Annotated in this window: 12 protein-coding genes; 6 read left to right on the top strand and 6 right to left on the bottom strand. The window is 68.5% G+C overall.

Annotated elements, in window-relative coordinates; translation table 11 throughout:
* Window positions 1–16: 16 nt before the first annotated feature.
* A complete protein-coding gene (locus MMB92_RS09425) occupies window positions 17–1,318 on the bottom strand; it encodes an FAD-dependent oxidoreductase (RefSeq protein ID WP_062910562.1) in 1,302 nt (433 codons plus the stop codon).
* A gap of 328 nt (window positions 1,319–1,646) precedes the next feature.
* On the opposite strand from MMB92_RS09425, the gene purL reads away from it, so the two are divergent.
* On the top strand, window positions 1,647–5,711 hold the full coding sequence (gene purL / locus MMB92_RS09430) for a phosphoribosylformylglycinamidine synthase (RefSeq protein ID WP_062910563.1): 4,065 nt from the start codon (window positions 1,647–1,649) through the stop codon (window positions 5,709–5,711).
* A gap of 5 nt (window positions 5,712–5,716) precedes the next feature.
* Window positions 5,717–6,262 carry an N-acetyltransferase gene (locus MMB92_RS09435; protein WP_059720657.1) on the top strand — a complete coding sequence of 182 codons (546 nt, stop codon included), beginning with the start codon at window positions 5,717–5,719 and terminating at the stop codon, window positions 6,260–6,262.
* Window positions 6,263–6,435: 173 nt separating this feature from the next.
* Here the strand turns inward: MMB92_RS09435 and MMB92_RS09440 are convergent, their stop codons facing one another.
* The 5 genes from MMB92_RS09440 to MMB92_RS09460 form a co-directional block, all read right to left on the bottom strand.
* Complete coding sequence (locus tag MMB92_RS09440; RefSeq protein WP_006483903.1) at window positions 6,436–7,218, bottom strand: peptidylprolyl isomerase; 783 nt, start codon at window positions 7,216–7,218, stop codon at window positions 6,436–6,438.
* A gap of 18 nt (window positions 7,219–7,236) precedes the next feature.
* Window positions 7,237–7,545, bottom strand: coding sequence for a BolA family protein (locus tag MMB92_RS09445; RefSeq protein WP_006483904.1), 309 nt, complete (start codon window positions 7,543–7,545; stop codon window positions 7,237–7,239).
* Window position 7,546: 1 nt separating this feature from the next.
* Complete coding sequence (locus tag MMB92_RS09450) at window positions 7,547–8,077, bottom strand: septation protein A (RefSeq protein ID WP_006483893.1); 531 nt, start codon at window positions 8,075–8,077, stop codon at window positions 7,547–7,549.
* A gap of 129 nt (window positions 8,078–8,206) precedes the next feature.
* The gene (gene msrB, locus MMB92_RS09455) at window positions 8,207–8,638 is read right to left on the bottom strand and encodes a peptide-methionine (R)-S-oxide reductase MsrB (protein WP_006483891.1); all 432 of its coding nucleotides are present in this window, start codon (window positions 8,636–8,638) and stop codon (window positions 8,207–8,209) included.
* Window positions 8,639–8,682: 44 nt separating this feature from the next.
* On the bottom strand, window positions 8,683–10,251 hold the full coding sequence (locus tag MMB92_RS09460) for a protein adenylyltransferase SelO (protein ID WP_062910564.1): 1,569 nt from the start codon (window positions 10,249–10,251) through the stop codon (window positions 8,683–8,685).
* Between the two features lie 178 nt (window positions 10,252–10,429).
* Here MMB92_RS09460 and MMB92_RS09465 point away from each other — a divergent pair, with 178 nt between their 5' ends.
* The 4 genes from MMB92_RS09465 (at window position 10,430) to MMB92_RS09480 (ending at window position 16,258) form a co-directional block, all read left to right on the top strand.
* A complete protein-coding gene (locus MMB92_RS09465) occupies window positions 10,430–12,073 on the top strand; it encodes a 3-(methylthio)propionyl-CoA ligase (protein ID WP_058901544.1) in 1,644 nt (547 codons plus the stop codon).
* Between the two features lie 194 nt (window positions 12,074–12,267).
* Window positions 12,268–14,352, top strand: coding sequence for a 3-hydroxyacyl-CoA dehydrogenase NAD-binding domain-containing protein (locus MMB92_RS09470; RefSeq protein WP_062910565.1), 2,085 nt, complete (start codon window positions 12,268–12,270; stop codon window positions 14,350–14,352).
* A 44-nt stretch (window positions 14,353–14,396) separates the two neighbouring features.
* Entirely contained in the window at window positions 14,397–15,029 is a 633-nt protein-coding gene (gene pncA / locus MMB92_RS09475; RefSeq protein ID WP_006483895.1) for a bifunctional nicotinamidase/pyrazinamidase, read from the top strand.
* 50 nt (window positions 15,030–15,079) lie between these two features.
* Window positions 15,080–16,258, top strand: coding sequence for an acetyl-CoA C-acyltransferase (locus MMB92_RS09480; protein WP_062910566.1), 1,179 nt, complete (start codon window positions 15,080–15,082; stop codon window positions 16,256–16,258).
* Window positions 16,259–16,292: the final 34 nt, after the last annotated feature.

Below are 16,292 nucleotides of genomic sequence, written 5' to 3' on the forward strand. Positions count from 1 at the left end.
GTCGGCCCCGCGGCGGTCAGGTCGTGAAGCGGCCGGCGCTCAGCGCGGCGAGCGTGTCGGCGGGCCAGTGCTGGACGTTGCCGCCCAGATAGTCGGTCACCACTTTAGCAGACCCGCACGCGAGGCCCCAGCCGGCCGGGCCATGGCCGAAATTGACGAACACGCGTGGGTGCGGGGTCGGACCCACGACGGGCAGGCCGTCCGGCGACAGCAGTTGCATGCCCCGCCACGGCAGGGCGGCGGAGATCTTGGCGGCGCCGGGCACCCAGTCATGGACGGCCTGGCCGAGCAGCGCGAGCGCGGCCTCGGACAACGGCTCGGCAAGCGGTTTTGCGGTATCGGCGACGCTCTGCAGCACGGCGGCGCCGCCGACGCGCAGCCGCTGGTGGGTGCGCGTGATCGAGATCCGCTTGATCGAATCGACGACGCAAAGGTGCGGCGAGTGTTCTTCGTACGCGACCGGTGCGGTGAGCGTATGGACGCGCGCGGGGTGCAGCGGCAGGCGCCAGCCGAGCCGTTCGAGCAGCGGGAGGCTGCCCGCGCCGGCGGCGACCACGATCGCGTCCGCGGAAATCACGTCGACCTCGCGCGCCTGCGCCGCGCGCCGGTTGCCCGGCGGCACGAGCTCGACCGCGGCGCGGCCGCTGTCGACGCGGATCGCGGCGACGTCCGCGCCGAAGCGGAACTGCACGCCGTGCTCGTCCAGCGTCTGCTTGATCAGTTTCGCGAACAGCGGGCAATTGCCGGTGCGCTCGGTTTCGAGCAGCACGCCGCCGGCAAAGCCGGGTTCGGCCGGCACCGACGGTTCGAGCGCCGCGCATTCGTCGGCGGTGAGGGTGCGGTACGGCTGGTCGAGCGTGCGCAGCAGGTCGAGCGCCGGTTGCAGCGCATCCCAGTCGCGCGGATCGCGCACGACGTGCAGGATGCCGGGTTTCTGTTCGAATTCGAGCTCGAAACGCGCGTCGATATCGGCGAGCGCGTCGCGCGACGCGTCGATCAGCGGACGCAGCCGCGCGTACTGCGCGGCGAACGCGTCGGGCTCGCGCAGCGTGCCGAGCTGCTTGACGAAGCGGCGCACGCCGCCGTTGAAGCCCGGCTTGTAGACGATGCCGCTGTCGCGCGGCTGGCGCTGGCGCATGAAAGTCGGGCCGAACCAGACGTCGAGCGGGCTCGGCAGCAGCGCGCCGCCGTCGCCGTAGGTCGCACCTTGCGCGACGGTCGCGTGGCGTTCGACCACGCACACGCGATGGCCGGCCGCGCGCAGCTGGTAGGCGGTGGCGACGCCGCTGATTCCGCCGCCGATGACGATGACATCCATGGAGTGCTTCGATGACGGGCGGCGCGCACGCCGCCCGGTGAGAATTCGCTGAGGGCCGGGCCCGGTGAACCCGGAATGATAGCGCCAAAAGTGCGCGAGCCGGCGCCGGCCGAGCATGGGTCGTGCGGTCGGGCCACGGCGGCGGGCATCCTGGGCCCGCGCAGGCCGGCCCGGCGGGCGGCCGTGCGCGCCACGCGTCCCGGCACCGTCGCGGTGCATGCGGACTACCGATCGGCCGGTCTTGGGCGGCCGACTTCCGGGTATAATTACGGCCTTCCTTTCGCCCCACGTCGCCACCTCGCGCGACTCATCGACGTCAGTCCAGCCCATGGCTCACTTCTCGTGTTTTCCCGGCGCTTCGGCCCTCTCCGATTTCCGTCAAACCCGTCTGCTCGATACGCTCAGGCAAATCGACGCCAACATCGTCGCGGTGCGCGGCCAGTTCCTGCACTTCGTCAATGCGGCCGAGCCGCTGTCGGCCGACGACAGCGCGCGCATCGATGCGCTGATGCACTACGGCGAGCCGTTCCAGCCGGCGGGCGAGAAGGGCACGACCGAGACCTTCGTCGTGCTGCCGCGCTTCGGCACGGTCTCGCCGTGGGCGAGCAAGGCGACCGACATCGCGCAGCACTGCGGCCTCACGCAGGTGCGCCGCATCGAGCGCGGCGTCGAATTCACGGTCACGCTGAAGTCGGGCCTGCTCGGCGGCAAGAAGGCGCTGTCGGACGACGCGCGCGCGGCCGTCGCGGCCGCGCTGCATGACCGGATGACCGAAAGCGTGGTCGCGGCGCGCGACGACGCGAAGCACCTGTTCGACGAACTGCCGGCCAAGCCGCTGTCGACCGTCGACGTGCTGGGCGTCGGCCGCGGCGCGCTGGAGCGCGCGAACGTCGAGCTGGGCCTCGCGCTCGCCGACGACGAGATCGACTATCTGGTCGACGCGTTCCGCAAGCTCGAACGCAACCCGACCGACGTCGAACTGATGATGTTCGCGCAGGCGAACAGCGAGCACTGCCGCCACAAGATCTTCAACGCGCAGTGGACGATCGACGGCGAAGCGCAGGACATGTCGCTGTTCGCGATGATCCGCAACACCGAGAAGCTGAGCCCGCAGGGCACGATCGTCGCGTATTCGGACAACTCGTCGATCATGGTCGGCGCCGAGGCCGAGCGCTGGTTCCCGCGCAAGGCCGGTGCGCTCGGCGAGCCGGGCGAGCGCTACGGCCGCCACACCGAACTCACGCACACGCTGATGAAGGTCGAGACGCACAACCACCCGACGGCGATCTCGCCGTTCCCGGGGGCGGCGACCGGCGCGGGCGGCGAGATTCGCGACGAAGGCGCGACGGGCCGCGGTGCGCGCCCGAAGGCCGGCCTCACGGGCTTCACCGTGTCGAACCTCGACCTGCCGGACGCCCGCCAGCCGTGGGAAAACGCGCGCGACGCCGCGCAGCCGGTGGCCGAGCGCAACCCGAACGAGCAGCACGGCCCGTACGGCCGCCCGGACCGCATCGCGTCGCCGCTGCAGATCATGATCGACGGCCCGCTCGGCGGCGCCGCCTTCAACAACGAATTCGGCCGCCCGAACCTCGGCGGTTACTTCCGCGTGTACGAGCAGAACGTCGGCGGCACGGTGCACGGCTATCACAAGCCGATCATGATCGCGGGCGGCCTCGGCAACATCGCGGATCAGCACACGCACAAGCACGACGTGCCGGCGGGCTCGCTGCTGATCCAGATCGGCGGCCCCGGCATGCGGATCGGCATGGGCGGCGGTGCCGCGAGCTCGATGGCGACCGGCGCGAACACGGCCGAACTCGACTTCGACTCGGTGCAGCGCGGCAACCCGGAAATCGAGCGGCGCGCGCAGGAAGTGATCAACGGCTGCTGGCAGCTCGGCGCGGAAAACCCGATCCTGAGCATCCACGACGTCGGCGCGGGCGGCCTGTCGAACGCATTCCCCGAAATCGTCGACGGCGCGGGCAAGGGCGCGCGCTTCGAACTGCGCAAGGTCGCGCTCGAGGAATCGGGCCTGTCGCCGCGCGAAATCTGGTCGAACGAGGCGCAGGAGCGCTACGTGCTGGCGATCGCGCCGGCCGACCTGCCGCGCTTCGAGGCGATCTGCGCGCGCGAGCGCTGCCCGTTCGCGGTGGTCGGTGTCGCGACCGACGAACGCCAGCTGAAGCTCGTCGACGACGAAGCGACGGGCGCCGACGAATACCCGGTCGACATGCCGATGGAAGTGCTGCTCGGCAAGCCGCCGCGCATGCACCGCGACGTCACGCGCGTGAACACCGAGCGTGCGCCGGTCGACGTGACCGGCATCGCGCTGTCGGCGGTCGCGCTCGACGTGCTGAAGCACCCGACGGTCGGCAGCAAGTCGTTCCTGATCACGATCGGCGACCGTTCGGTCGGCGGTACGTCGGTGCGCGACCAGATGGTCGGCCCGTGGCAGGTGCCGGTGGCCGACTGCGCGATCACCGCGCTCGACTACGCGGGCTTCAAGGGCGAGGCGATGACGATGGCCGAGCGCACGCCGCTCGCCGTGATCGATGCACCGGCATCGGGCCGCATGGCCGTCGGCGAAGCGATCACGAACATCGCGAGCGCGCCGATCGCGTCGCTCGACAAGCTGAAGCTGTCCGCGAACTGGATGGCCGCGTGCGGCACGGCCGGCGAAGACGCCGCGCTGTTCGACACGGTCAAGGCGATCGGCATGGAGCTGTGCCCGGCGCTCGGGATCGGCATCCCGGTCGGCAAGGATTCGCTGTCGATGAAGACGAAGTGGGACGAGCAGGGCGTCGCGAAGGAAGTGGTGTCGCCGGTGTCGCTGATCATCTCCGCGTTCGCGCCGGTCGAGGACGTGCGCCGCCATCTCACGCCGCAACTGCGCCGCGTGGCGGATGCGGGCGACAGCGTGCTGATCGCGATCGACCTCGGCCGCGGCAAGAACCGGATGGGCGGCAGCATCTTCGCGCAGGTCACGCAGCAGGTCGGCGACACGACGCCGGACGTCGACGACGCGGAAGACCTGAAGCGCTTCTTCAACGCGATCCAGTCGCTCAATGCGCAGGACAAGCTGCTCGCGTACCACGACCGCTCGGACGGCGGCCTGTGGGCGACCGTGTGCGAAATGGCGTTCGCGGGCCACGCGGGCGTATCGCTGAACGTCGACATGCTGACGCTCGACCCGAACCACGAATCCGACTACGGCGACGCGAAGGACTGGGCGAAGCAGACGAGCGGCCGTCGCGACGACCGCACGCTGCGCGCGCTGTTCTCCGAAGAGCTCGGCGCCGTCGTGCAGGTGCGCGCGTCCGACCGCGACGCGGTGCTCGGCGCGCTGCGCGAATTCGGCCTGTCGACGTGCTCGCACGTGATCGGCTCGGTCAACGATCGCGACGTGATCGAGGTGTACCGCGATGCGAAGAAGATCTTCGACGCGCCGCGTACCGAGCTCCATCGCGCCTGGAGCGAAGTGAGCTGGCGCATCGCGCGCCTGCGTGACAACCCCGCCTGCGCGGATGCCGAATACGACGCGCTGCTCGACGCGGCCGACCCGGGCCTCTCGCCGGTGCTCACGTTCGATCCGGCCGACGACATCGCCGCGCCGTTCATCGCGACGGGCGCACGGCCGCGCGTCGCGATCCTGCGCGAGCAGGGCGTGAACTCGCATCTGGAAACGGCGTATGCGTTCGACCGCGCCGGCTTCGATGCGCACGACGTGCACATGAGCGACCTGCTCGCGGGCCGCGCGACGCTGGCCGATTTCGCGGGTGCGGTCGCGTGCGGCGGCTTCTCGTACGGCGACGTGCTGGGCGCGGGCGAAGGCTGGGCGAAGACGATCCGTTTCAACGCGAACCTCGCTGACATGTTCTCGGCCTTCTTTGCGCGTCCCGATACGTTCGCCCTCGGTATCTGCAATGGCTGCCAGATGCTGTCGAGCATCGCGTCGATGATCCCGGGCGCGCAAGCGTGGCCGAAGTTCACGCGCAACAAGTCCGAGCAGTTCGAGGCGCGTTTCTCGTTCGTCGAAGTGGAGAAATCGCCGTCGATCTTCTTCGCGGGAATGGAAGGCTCGCGGATTCCGGTCGCGGTCGCGCACGGCGAAGGCTATGCGGACTTCTCGCAGCAAGGCGACATCGACCGCGTCGCGGTCGCGATGCGTTACGTCGACCACCGCGGCGAAGCGACCGAGCGCTATCCGTTCAACCCGAACGGGTCGCCCGCCGGCATCACGTCGGTCACGACGGCTGATGGCCGCTTCTCGGTGCTGATGCCGCACATGGAGCGCGTGCATCGTACGGTGACGATGAGCTGGCACCCGGAAGGCTGGGGTGACGCGAGCCCGTGGATGCGGGTGTTCCGCAACGCACGTCGCTGGATCGGCTGATCCGGATGATGTTCGACCCGAACGCGCCGGTCGAGATCGTCACGCTGCGTGACGAGCGTGCGAGCGAGGCCGACGCGATCGGCCGCGTGATCCGTGCGGCGTTCGCGGGCGAGCCGCAGGGCGGCGCGTTCGAGCAGCGCATCGTCGACACGCTGCGTGCCGACGGTGCGCTGAGCGTATCGCTCGTCGCGGAGCGCGACGGGCGCATCGTCGGGCACGTCGCGTTCTCGCCGGTCGCGATCGGCGGCGAGCCGGCCGGCAGTCAGCAGTGGTACGGGCTGGCGCCGCTCGCGGTGCGGCCCGATTGCCAGCGGCAGAGCATCGGCGCGGGGCTCGTGCGCACGGGGCTCGACGCATTGCGCCGGCTCGGCGCGCGTGGCTGCGTGGTGCTCGGCGAGCCGGCGTATTACGCGCGTTTCGGATTCGAACCGCACGGCGACATCGTGTTTGCGGGCGTGCCGGCCGAGTATTTCCTCGCGCTGTCGCTCGATGATTCCGCGCCGCTTCCGGCAGGCGACGTGCGTTACCACGACGTGTTTTATCCCGCGTAGCGAACGCTGCGGGCGGGTGACGGCCTGGCACAATAAAAAACCGCTCCTCGGAGCGGTTTTTTATTGTGCGTCGGCTAAGCCCCATCGCATCGCGGCACCCCTGTTCGTGCGCGCCAAAAGAAAAAGCCGCTCCGAAGAGCGGCTGATCGATGCGCGTGTGACGCGCGCCGGCGTTACTGGATCTTGGCCTGCTGGCGCAGACCTTCCTCGAACGCCTGCAGCTTCTGCTGCACGAGCTGCTGCGCGATCTGCGCCTTCACCTGGTCGAACGGCGGCGGGGCGATGTCGCGGATGTCGTCGACGCGGATGATGTGCCAGCCGAACTGCGTCTTCACCGGCGTGTCGGTCATCTGGCCTTTCTGCAGCTTCTGCGCGGCCGCCGCGAATTCCGGCACGTACGCCTTCGGATCGGACCAGTCGAGATCGCCGCCGTTCTTGCCCGAACCCGGATCCTTCGAGTATTGCTTCGCGAGATCCTCGAACTTCGCGCCGCCCTTGATCTTCGCGATCAGGTCCTTCGCCTGCTGCTCGTTGTCGACGAGGATGTGGTGCAGGTGATACTCGCGGTTGCCGCCCACGCCCTTGACGAGCTCGTCGTAGCGCGCCTTCACTTCGGCGTCGGTCGGCTGGTTCTTCTTCAGGAAGCCCTCGATCATCGAGCGCAGCACGACGGTCTGCTGCGCGACGGCGACTTGCGCCTTTACGTCCGGACGGTTCGGGATGCCTTCGCGAATCGCTTCCTGCATCAGGATTTCGCGGTTCACGAGCTCCTGGCGCACGGCCTGCTGCAGTTGCGGGCCGTCGGTCTGGCCTTGCTGGACGAGCTGCGCGACCATCGCGTCGGCGCGCGACTTCGGAATCGGCGTGCCGTTGACGACGGCGATGTTCTGGGCGAATGCCGGTGCCGCTGCAAATGCAGCCGCCGCGACCCACAGGCGGGGGGATGTCAGGATCATCGGGAATTCCTAATGAGACTAGATTGAAGATTCGTTGAATTCTTCGGGCGTGTAAGCCACGATCGCGAGCGCGTGAATGCCGCGCTGCATCGCATCAGCGAGCGCATCATACACCAGCCGGTGCCGCGCGACGCGCGGCTTGCCCGCGAACGCGGACGACACGATCGTGACCGTGAAGTGGCCGCCGGCGGCCGCGCCGGCGTGGCCTGCGTGCTGCGCGCTGTCGTCGCGCACGGTGAGCGACAGCGGCGCGAGCGACGCGGTGAGGCGCGCTTCGATCAGCGCGATGCGTTCGTCGGCGGAGGCGTGGAGAAAGGCGTCGGTCATGTCACTCGTCCTTCAGGTACTTCGTGAGCCACAGGCTCTGCAGGATGATGAATACGACCATCGCGCCCGTCGTCCCGAACAGCTTGAAGTTCACCCATTGCGATTCGGTGAAGTTGTGCACCACGTACAGGTTCGCGACGCCGAGCACCGCGAAGAACAGCGCCCACGCGAGGTTCAGCTTGTCCCACACGGGGGACGGCAGCGTGAGCTGCTTGCCCATCATCTTCTCGATCAGGTTCTTGCTGAACGCATAGCGCGCGGCGAGCAACCCGATCGCAAACAGCCAGTACAGCACAGTCGGTTTCCATTGAATGAATTTCTCGTCATGCAGGACGAGGGTGGCGCCACCGAACACGACGATCACGCCGAGGCTGACCCACAGCATCGTGTCGACCTTCCGGTGCCGGAAGGCGACCCATGCGACCTGGGCCAGCGTCGCGACGATCGCGACGGCGGTGGCGGTAAAGATGCCCCAGACCTTGAAGGCGACAAAAAACAGGATGATCGGAAACAGATCGAACAGGAATTTCATGGCGCTCGCAGCTGCGTGACGGGCCGCGGGCGCGGCCTGTCACCGTTGTAGGGACCCGCCAGGCATCGCCGTCGCGGATCGGGGCGGCCAGCCCGGGGCTGGCTGCCGCGGCGATCCGCCCGGCGCCGCTCATTCGTTTTCGGGTCGGGACTCGAAGTTTAACGCAGCCGAATTGATGCAGTACCGCAAACCGGTCTTGTCGCGCGGGCCGTCCTCGAAGACGTGGCCCAGATGCGCGCCGCAGTGGTTGCAGCGCACCTCGACGCGCACCATTCCGTGCGAGTAGTCGATCTTCTCGTCGATCACCTCGCCGTTGAGCGGCTTGAAGTAGCTGGGCCAGCCGCAGCCCGAGTGGAACTTGGCGCCGGATTCGAACAGCGGCGTGCTGCAGACGACGCACTTGTAGATGCCGGCATCCTCGGTGTCGGTGTATTCGCCGGTGAACGCGCGCTCGGTCGCCGCGTGCTGCGTGACCTCGTACTGCATCGGCGTGAGCCGGCGGCGCAGCTCGGCGTCGTCTTTCTGGTACGGGAAGGTCTTGTCGTCGGAATCGTGGGACATGGGGGTTCTCCTGATCGGTCGGTCGAGATGCGCGGGTTGCGGGCTCAGGACGAGCAGCTCACTTCGAGCGAGCCGGCCCAGTCGGGCGGCAACGCCGCATACGCTTCATGCTCCGGTTGTTCGTCGAACGGGCGGCGCAGGATCTGCGCGAGCCGCTCGACTTCCGAAAAATCCTTTTCCTTCGCGCGCCGGATCGCGACTTCGGCCAGATGGTTGCGAAGCACGTATTTGGGGTTCGCGCGGTTCATTGCAACTGCGCGTGCCACGTCGTCGCGCGTTTCCTCGGACAGCCGCGCGCGATAGAGGTTCGCCCATGCGTCGAACGCTTCACGGTCGATGAAGAGGTCGCGCACGGGCGCGTCGCGGCTCGCGTCGTGCTTCGAGATCTGCGCGAGCCGGCGGAACGTCAGCGTGAAATCCGCGTGGCTCGCATGCATCGTCTCGAGCAGCTTGTTCGCGAGTTCGGCGTCGCCCTCGCGTTCGAGCGCGAGGCCGAGCTTCGCGCGCATCGCGCGTTCGAGCGCGGGGCCGAAGCGTTCCGGAAACTTCGCGAGTACGGCCTGGGCGTCGTCCACCGCACGCTCGGCGCGCGCATCGTCGTCGGCGATGCCGTGCTGCAGCCCGATCAGCGGCAGCAGCGCCTGCGCGAGGCAGTAGCAGTTCCAGTGCGCGATGCGCGGCTGCATCCGGTACGCATAGCGGCCGCCGGTATCGGAGTGGTTGCAGATATGGTTCGCATCGAACGCGTCGACGAAGCCGAACGGACCGTAGTCGATCGTCACGCCGAGGATCGACATGTTGTCGGTGTTCATCACGCCGTGGCAGAAACCGACGGCCTGCCATTGCGCGACGAGGTCGGCCGTGCGCAGCGTCGCGGCCTCGAGCAGCGCGAGGTACGGATCGTCCGCGTCGCGGCAGGCCGGATGGAAGCGGTCGATCACGTGATCGGCAAGCTGGCGCAGCAGGTCGGGGCGATCGTTCGAGAAGAAGTGCTCGAAGTGGCCGAAGCGCACGAAGCTTTCCGACACGCGCGTGACGACGGCCGCCGTCTCGATCTCCTCGCGCACCACCGGCTGGTCGGAGCCGATCACCGTCAGCGCGCGCGTGGTCGGGATGCCGAGGTGATGCATCGCTTCCGAGCACAGGAACTCGCGGATCGACGAGCGCAGCACCGCGCGGCCGTCGCCCATCCGCGAATACGGCGTGCGGCCGCCGCCCTTGAGCTGCAGTTCGTAGCGCCGGCCGTCGGTGCCGGGCAATTCGCCGATCGTCAGCGCGCGGCCGTCGCCGAGCTGGCCGGCCCACACGCCGAACTGGTGGCCGGAATAGACCGACGCATACGGCATCGCGTTCGCGGGCCAGTCGCGCGTCGGGTTGCCGGCGAACAGCTCGGCGAAGCCGGGCTGCGCGGCGAGCGTGGGCGGCAGATCGAGCAGCTGCGCGACTTCGTCGGAAAAGCCGACGACGTACGGCGCGGCAAGCGGCGCGGCCGGCAGCCGCGTATGAAACGCGTCGCCGAGCGTGACGAACGCGCCCTCGGCGGGCGCGCCGAGCGTCGCGGCGAGGTCGGGGAGGGTGTCAGCCGCATCGGCTGCGCTTCGGGAAAACGACATGTTGAGCGCCTCTGGGTAAGCCGATATTGTAAGGCGGCGCCGCGCCGCCCGCATGGCGGCCCGCGCACCGTGCGCCACGCCCGTCCGGGGCCGCTGACGGGCGCACACCAGGGCTGCTTCGCTACGGAAACAGCCCCCAGGCTGGTCACCGATTCGCATCCTCAGGGAGAACAAGACGATGGGTAAGCCGTTGCTGGGCCAGATGATGGATGTGCCGTTGCTCGTGTCGTCGCTGATTTCGCATGCCGCGCGGCACGCCGGCGACACGGAGATCGTGTCGAAGCGCGTGGAAGGCGACCTGCATCGCTACACGTACCGCGATTGCGAACGCCGCGCGAAGCAGCTGGCGCAGGCGCTGGCGCGGCTCGGCGTCGAAACCGGCGACCGCGTCGGCACGCTGGCGTGGAACGGCTACCGGCATCTGGAAGCGTACTACGGGATCGGCGGGATGGGCGCCGTGTGCCATACGATCAATCCGCGCCTGTTTCCCGAACAGATCGCGTACATCGTCAATCACGCGGAAGACCGCTACGTGCTGTTCGACATCAATTTCGCGCCGCTGGTCGACGCGATCGCGCCGCAATGCCCGCACGTGAAGGGCTGGATCGCGATGACGGGCGCCGCACACCTGCCGTCCGCCGCCACGCCGCTGCTCTGCTACGAAACGCTCGTCGAAGCGGAAGACGGCCACTACGATTGGCCGCGCCTCGACGAACAGCAGGCGTCGGGGCTCTGCTACACGTCCGGCACGACCGGCAACCCGAAGGGCGTGCTGTATTCGAATCGTTCGACCGTGCTGCATGCGTACGGCGCCGCGCTGCCCGACGCGATGAACCTGTCCGCGATGGACGCCGTGCTGCCCGTCGTGCCGATGTTCCACGTCAACGCATGGGGGCTGCCGTACGCGGTGCCGCTGACGGGCGGCAAGCTGGTGCTGCCGGGCAAGGATCTCGACGGGAAATCGCTGTACGAGCTGATGGAGGCCGAGCGCGTGACGTTTTCCGCAGGCGTGCCGACCGTGTGGCTCGGGCTGCTGAACTACATGCGCGAAGCCGGTGTCCGTTTCTCGACGCTGAACCGCACGGTGATCGGCGGCTCCGCGTGCCCGCCCGCGATGCTGCGCACGTTCGAGGACGAATACGGCGTGCGCGTGATCCATGCGTGGGGGATGACCGAACTGTCGCCGCTCGGCACGCTCGCGAAGCTCAACTGGGCGCAGTCGCAGCGGCCGCTCGACGCGCAGCGCCGGCTGCTCGAGAAGCAGGGGCGCGTGATCTGCGGCGTCGACATGCGCATCGTCGGCGACGATGGCCGCGAACTGCCGTGGGACGGCGTCGCGTTCGGCGAACTGCAGGTGCGCGGGCCGTGGGTGATCGACCACTACTTTCGCGGCGACGCGTCGCCGCTCGCGGACGGCTGGTTCCCGACCGGCGACGTCGCGACGATCGACCCCGACGGCTTCCTGCAGATCACCGACCGCAGCAAGGACGTAATCAAGTCGGGCGGCGAGTGGATCAGTTCGATCGACATCGAGAACGTCGCGATCGCGCATCCGGGCGTGGCCGAAGCCGCCTGCATCGCCTGCGCGCATCCGAAATGGACCGAGCGGCCGCTGCTCGTCGTGGTGCCGCGCGAAGGCGCGAACCTGAGCCGCGACACGCTGCTCGCGTTCTACGAGGGCAAGGTCGCGAAATGGTGGATTCCCGACGACGTCGTGTTCGTCGAATCGCTGCCGCACACCGCGACCGGCAAGCTGCAGAAGCTGAAGCTGCGCGAGACGTTCCGCGATTACGTGTTGCCCACGGCGGTGTGCGCGCCGTAAGGCCCAGGCCCGGGCCGCCGCCGCTTCAACCTCCGCATCGGTCGCCCGATCCGTCCCCGGATCGGGAACAAAATTCAAATTGAACGACCGTGCTTTTTCGTTGTATGCTGCCTCCGTTCATCCGGACATGCGGCTGTTCGACCGCGCACAATGAAGCGCAGCCAATCCGGCGCGCGATGCATGGAGGCAGGCAGATGGCAGTGGATTACTCGACTCGCGACGGCGTGGCCGTCATCACGCTCAACAATCCGCCCGTCAACGGGCTCGGCCTGTCGACCCGCCAGGGCGTCATGGACGCGCTCGATCGCGCCGCGCAGGACCCGTCGGTCACGGCCATCGTGCTGACCGGCGCGGGCCGCGCGTTCTCGGGCGGTGCCGACATCACCGAATTCAATACGCCGAAGGCGCTGCAGGAGCCGACGCTGCACACCGTGATCCGCGCGGTGGAGGCGAGCGCGAAGCCGGTCGTCGCGGCGCTGCACAGCGTCGTGATGGGCGGCGGCCTCGAGCTCGCGCTCGGCGCGCATTACCGCGTCGCGGCGCCGGGCGCGCAGGTCGCGCTGCCCGAGGTGAAGCTCGGGCTGCTGCCGGGCGCGGGCGGCACGCAACGCCTGCCGCGCGCGGTCGGGCTCGAAACCGCGCTGAACATGATCGTGTCGGGTGCGCCGGTGCCGTCGGAGCAGCTCGCGAAGAGCGGGCTGTTCGACGAAATGGCCGACGGCGACCTGCTCGACGCGGCCGTGGCGTTCGCCCGCAAGGTCGGCGCGCAGAAGAGGCCGCATCCGCGCGTGCGCGATCGCAAGATCGTCCACGACAACGCGGCCGGTTTCATCCAGTTCGCGCGCAATTCCGCGCGGGCCGCCGCGCCGAACTACCCCGCGCCGCACAAGTGCATCGACGCGATCGAGGCCGGCGTGCTGAACGGTTTCGACAAGGGCAGCGTCGCCGAGCGCGAAGGTTTCGTCGCGCTGATGATGACGCCGGAAAGCCGCGCGCTGCGCCACGCATTCTTCGGCGAGCGGGCGGCGAGCAAGATTCCCGACGTGCCGGCCAATACGCCGCTGCGCGAGATCCGCCGGGTCGGCGTGATCGGCGCGGGCACGATGGGCGGCGGGATCGCGATGAACTTCATCAACGCCGGGCTGCCTGTCACGCTGCTCGAGACGAAGCAGGACGCGCTGGAGCGCGGCCTCGCGACGATCCGCAAGAACTACGACGCGCAGGTGAAGAAGGGCAAGCTCACGCAGGAGAAGCTCGACGCGCGCATGGCGCTGATCACGCCGACGCTGTCCTACGACGACCTGAAGGACGCCGACCTGATCGTCGAAGCCGTGTTCGAGGAACTCGGCGTGAAGGAGCAGGTGTTCAAGAAGCTCGACGAAGTCGCGAAGCCGGGCGCAATCCTCGCGTCGAACACGTCGACGCTCGACGTCGACAAGATCGCCGCGTTCACGAAGCGTCCGCAGGACGTGGTCGGCATGCACTTCTTCAGCCCGGCGAACGTGATGAAGCTGCTCGAGGTCGTGCGCGGCGCGCAGACCGCGAAGGACGTGCTCGCGACCGTGATGGCGGTGGCGAAGAAGATCCGCAAGACGGCGGTCGTGTCGGGCGTGTGCGACGGCTTCATCGGCAACCGGATGATCGAGCAGTACATCCGCCAGGCACTGTTCATGCTCGAGGAAGGCGCGCTGCCCGCGCAGGTCGATCGCGCGATCGAGAAATTCGGCTTCGCGATGGGGCCGTTCCGGATGAGCGACCTCGCCGGCAACGACATCGGCTGGGCGATCCGCAAGCGGCGCTACGTCGAGCAGCCCGGCCTGCAGTATTCGAAGATCGCCGACCGTCTGTGCGAACAGGGCCGTTTCGGCCAGAAGACGGGCGCCGGCTGGTACGACTACGTGCCGGGCGACCGCAAGGCGAAGCCGTCGTCGCTCGTCGACGAGATGGTCGTCGCGTACTCGAAGGAGCGCGGCGTCGAGCGGCGCAAGATTGGCGACGACGAGATCGTCGAGCGGCTCGTGTTCGCGCTCGTCAACGAAGGCGCGAAGATCCTCGAAGAGAAGATCGCGTCGAAGGCGTCCGACATCGACATGGTCTACCTGACCGGCTATGGCTTCCCGCTGTGGCGCGGCGGCCCGATGCTGTACGCGGATACGGTCGGTCTCTACAACGTCGAGCGCGCGATTCGCCGTTATGCGGCCGCGCCGAACGGCGACGCATGGCAACTCGCGCCGTCGATCGCGGAACTGGCGAAGGCCGGCCGCGGGTTCAACGGCTGACGCCGCCGTATCGCGGCGCGACCGATCCTGTCTGGAGACACGCAATGAAACGCACCGACGACGTCCTGCTCGTGATCGACGTGCAATACGACTTCATGCCGGGCGGCGCGCTCGCGGTGCCCGACGGCGATGCGGTCGTGCCGGTGATCAACGCACTGGCGCAACGCTTCGACCAGGTCGTGCTCACGCAGGACTGGCATCCGCGCGAACACGTGTCGTTCGCGGCGAACCATCCGGGCCGCGAGCCGTTCTCGACGCTCGCGCTGCCGTACGGCGAGCAGGTGCTGTGGCCCGTGCACTGCGTGCAGGACACCGACGGCGCGGCGCTGCATCGCGACCTCGACATTCCGCACGCGCGGCTCGTGATCCGCAAGGGCGGCGACGCGCAGGTCGACAGCTATTCCGCGTTCGTCGAAGCCGACCGCACGACGCGTACCGGGCTCGCGGGCTATCTGCGCGAACTCGGCGCGAAACGCGTGTGGTGCTGCGGGCTCGCGACCGACTATTGCGTCGCGTGGTCGGCGCTCGATGCGCGCGCGGCAGGCTTCGAAGCCGCGGTGATCAACGATGCGTGCCGTGCGATCGACCTGAACGGGTCGCTCGCGCACGCATGGCAGCAGATGCAGGCAGCGGGTGTCGCGCATGCGACGTCCGCGGGCGCGCGCCCGGCGGCGTAGCGCATTTCCCATCCGATTCAGGACATGAAGCAGGACCGAAGGAGACTCGCATGACCGAAGCCGTAATCGTATCGACCGCACGCACGCCGCTGGCGAAATCCTGGCGCGGTGCATTCAACATGACGCACGGCGCGACGCTCGGCGGCCACGTGGTCGCGGCCGCGCTCGAGCGCGCGAAGCTCGACCCCGCCCGCGTCGAGGACGTGATCATGGGCTGCGCGAACCCCGAAGGCGCGACGGGCGCGAACATCGCGCGGCAGATCGCGTTGCGCGCCGGCTTGCCGGTGAGCGTGCCGGGGATGACGGTGAACCGCTTCTGTTCGTCAGGGCTGCAGACCATCGCGCTGGCCGCGCAGCGGATCGTCGCGGGCGAAGGCGAGATCTATGTGGCCGGTGGCGTCGAGTCGATCTCGTGCGTGCAGAACGAGATGAACCGGCACATGATCCAGGAAGGCTGGCTCGTCCAGCACAAGCCCGAGATCTACTGGAACATGCTGCAGACCGCCGAGAACGTCGCGAAGCGCTACGGCATCTCGAAGGAGCGGCAGGACGCGTACGGCGTGCAGTCGCAACTGCGCGCGGCGGCCGCGCAGGAAGCCGGGCTGTTCCTCGACGAGATCGTACCGATCACCGTGCTGGCGGGCATCGCCGACAAGGCGACGGGCCGCCTGTTCACGCAGGAAGTGACGGTGTCGGCCGACGAAGGCATCCGGCCCGACACGACGCTCGAAGGCGTGTCGAAGATCCGTTCGGCGGTGCCGGGCGGCGTGATCACCGCGGGCAACGCGAGCCAGTTCTCGGACGGCGCGTCGGCGTGCGTCGTGATGAGCGCCGAGGCCGCGCAGCGCGAAGGGCTGCAGCCGCTGGGTGCGTTCCGCGGCTTCGCGGTGGCCGGTTGCGAACCCGACGAAATGGGCATCGGCCCGGTGTTCGCGGTGCCCAAGCTCCTGAAGCAGGCGGGGCTGAAGGTCGACGACATCGGCCTGTGGGAGCTGAACGAGGCGTTCGCGGTGCAGGTGCTGTATTGCCGCGACACGCTCGGGATCCCTGAGGATCGCCTGAACGTGAACGGCGGCGCGATCGCGGTCGGCCACCCGTACGGCGTGTCGGGCGCACGCCTGACGGGCCATGCGCTGATCGAAGGCAAGCGGCGCGGCGTCAAGTACGTGGTCGTCACGATGTGCATCGGCGGCGGGCAGGGCGCGGCCGGCCTGTTCGAAATCCTCTGATCTTTGACCGGCGGCGGCCGCGGTTGCGCTTTCG

It is taken from the genome of Burkholderia sp. IO2 (assembly GCF_029522185.1).
Lineage (GTDB): Bacteria > Pseudomonadota > Gammaproteobacteria > Burkholderiales > Burkholderiaceae > Burkholderia > Burkholderia cenocepacia.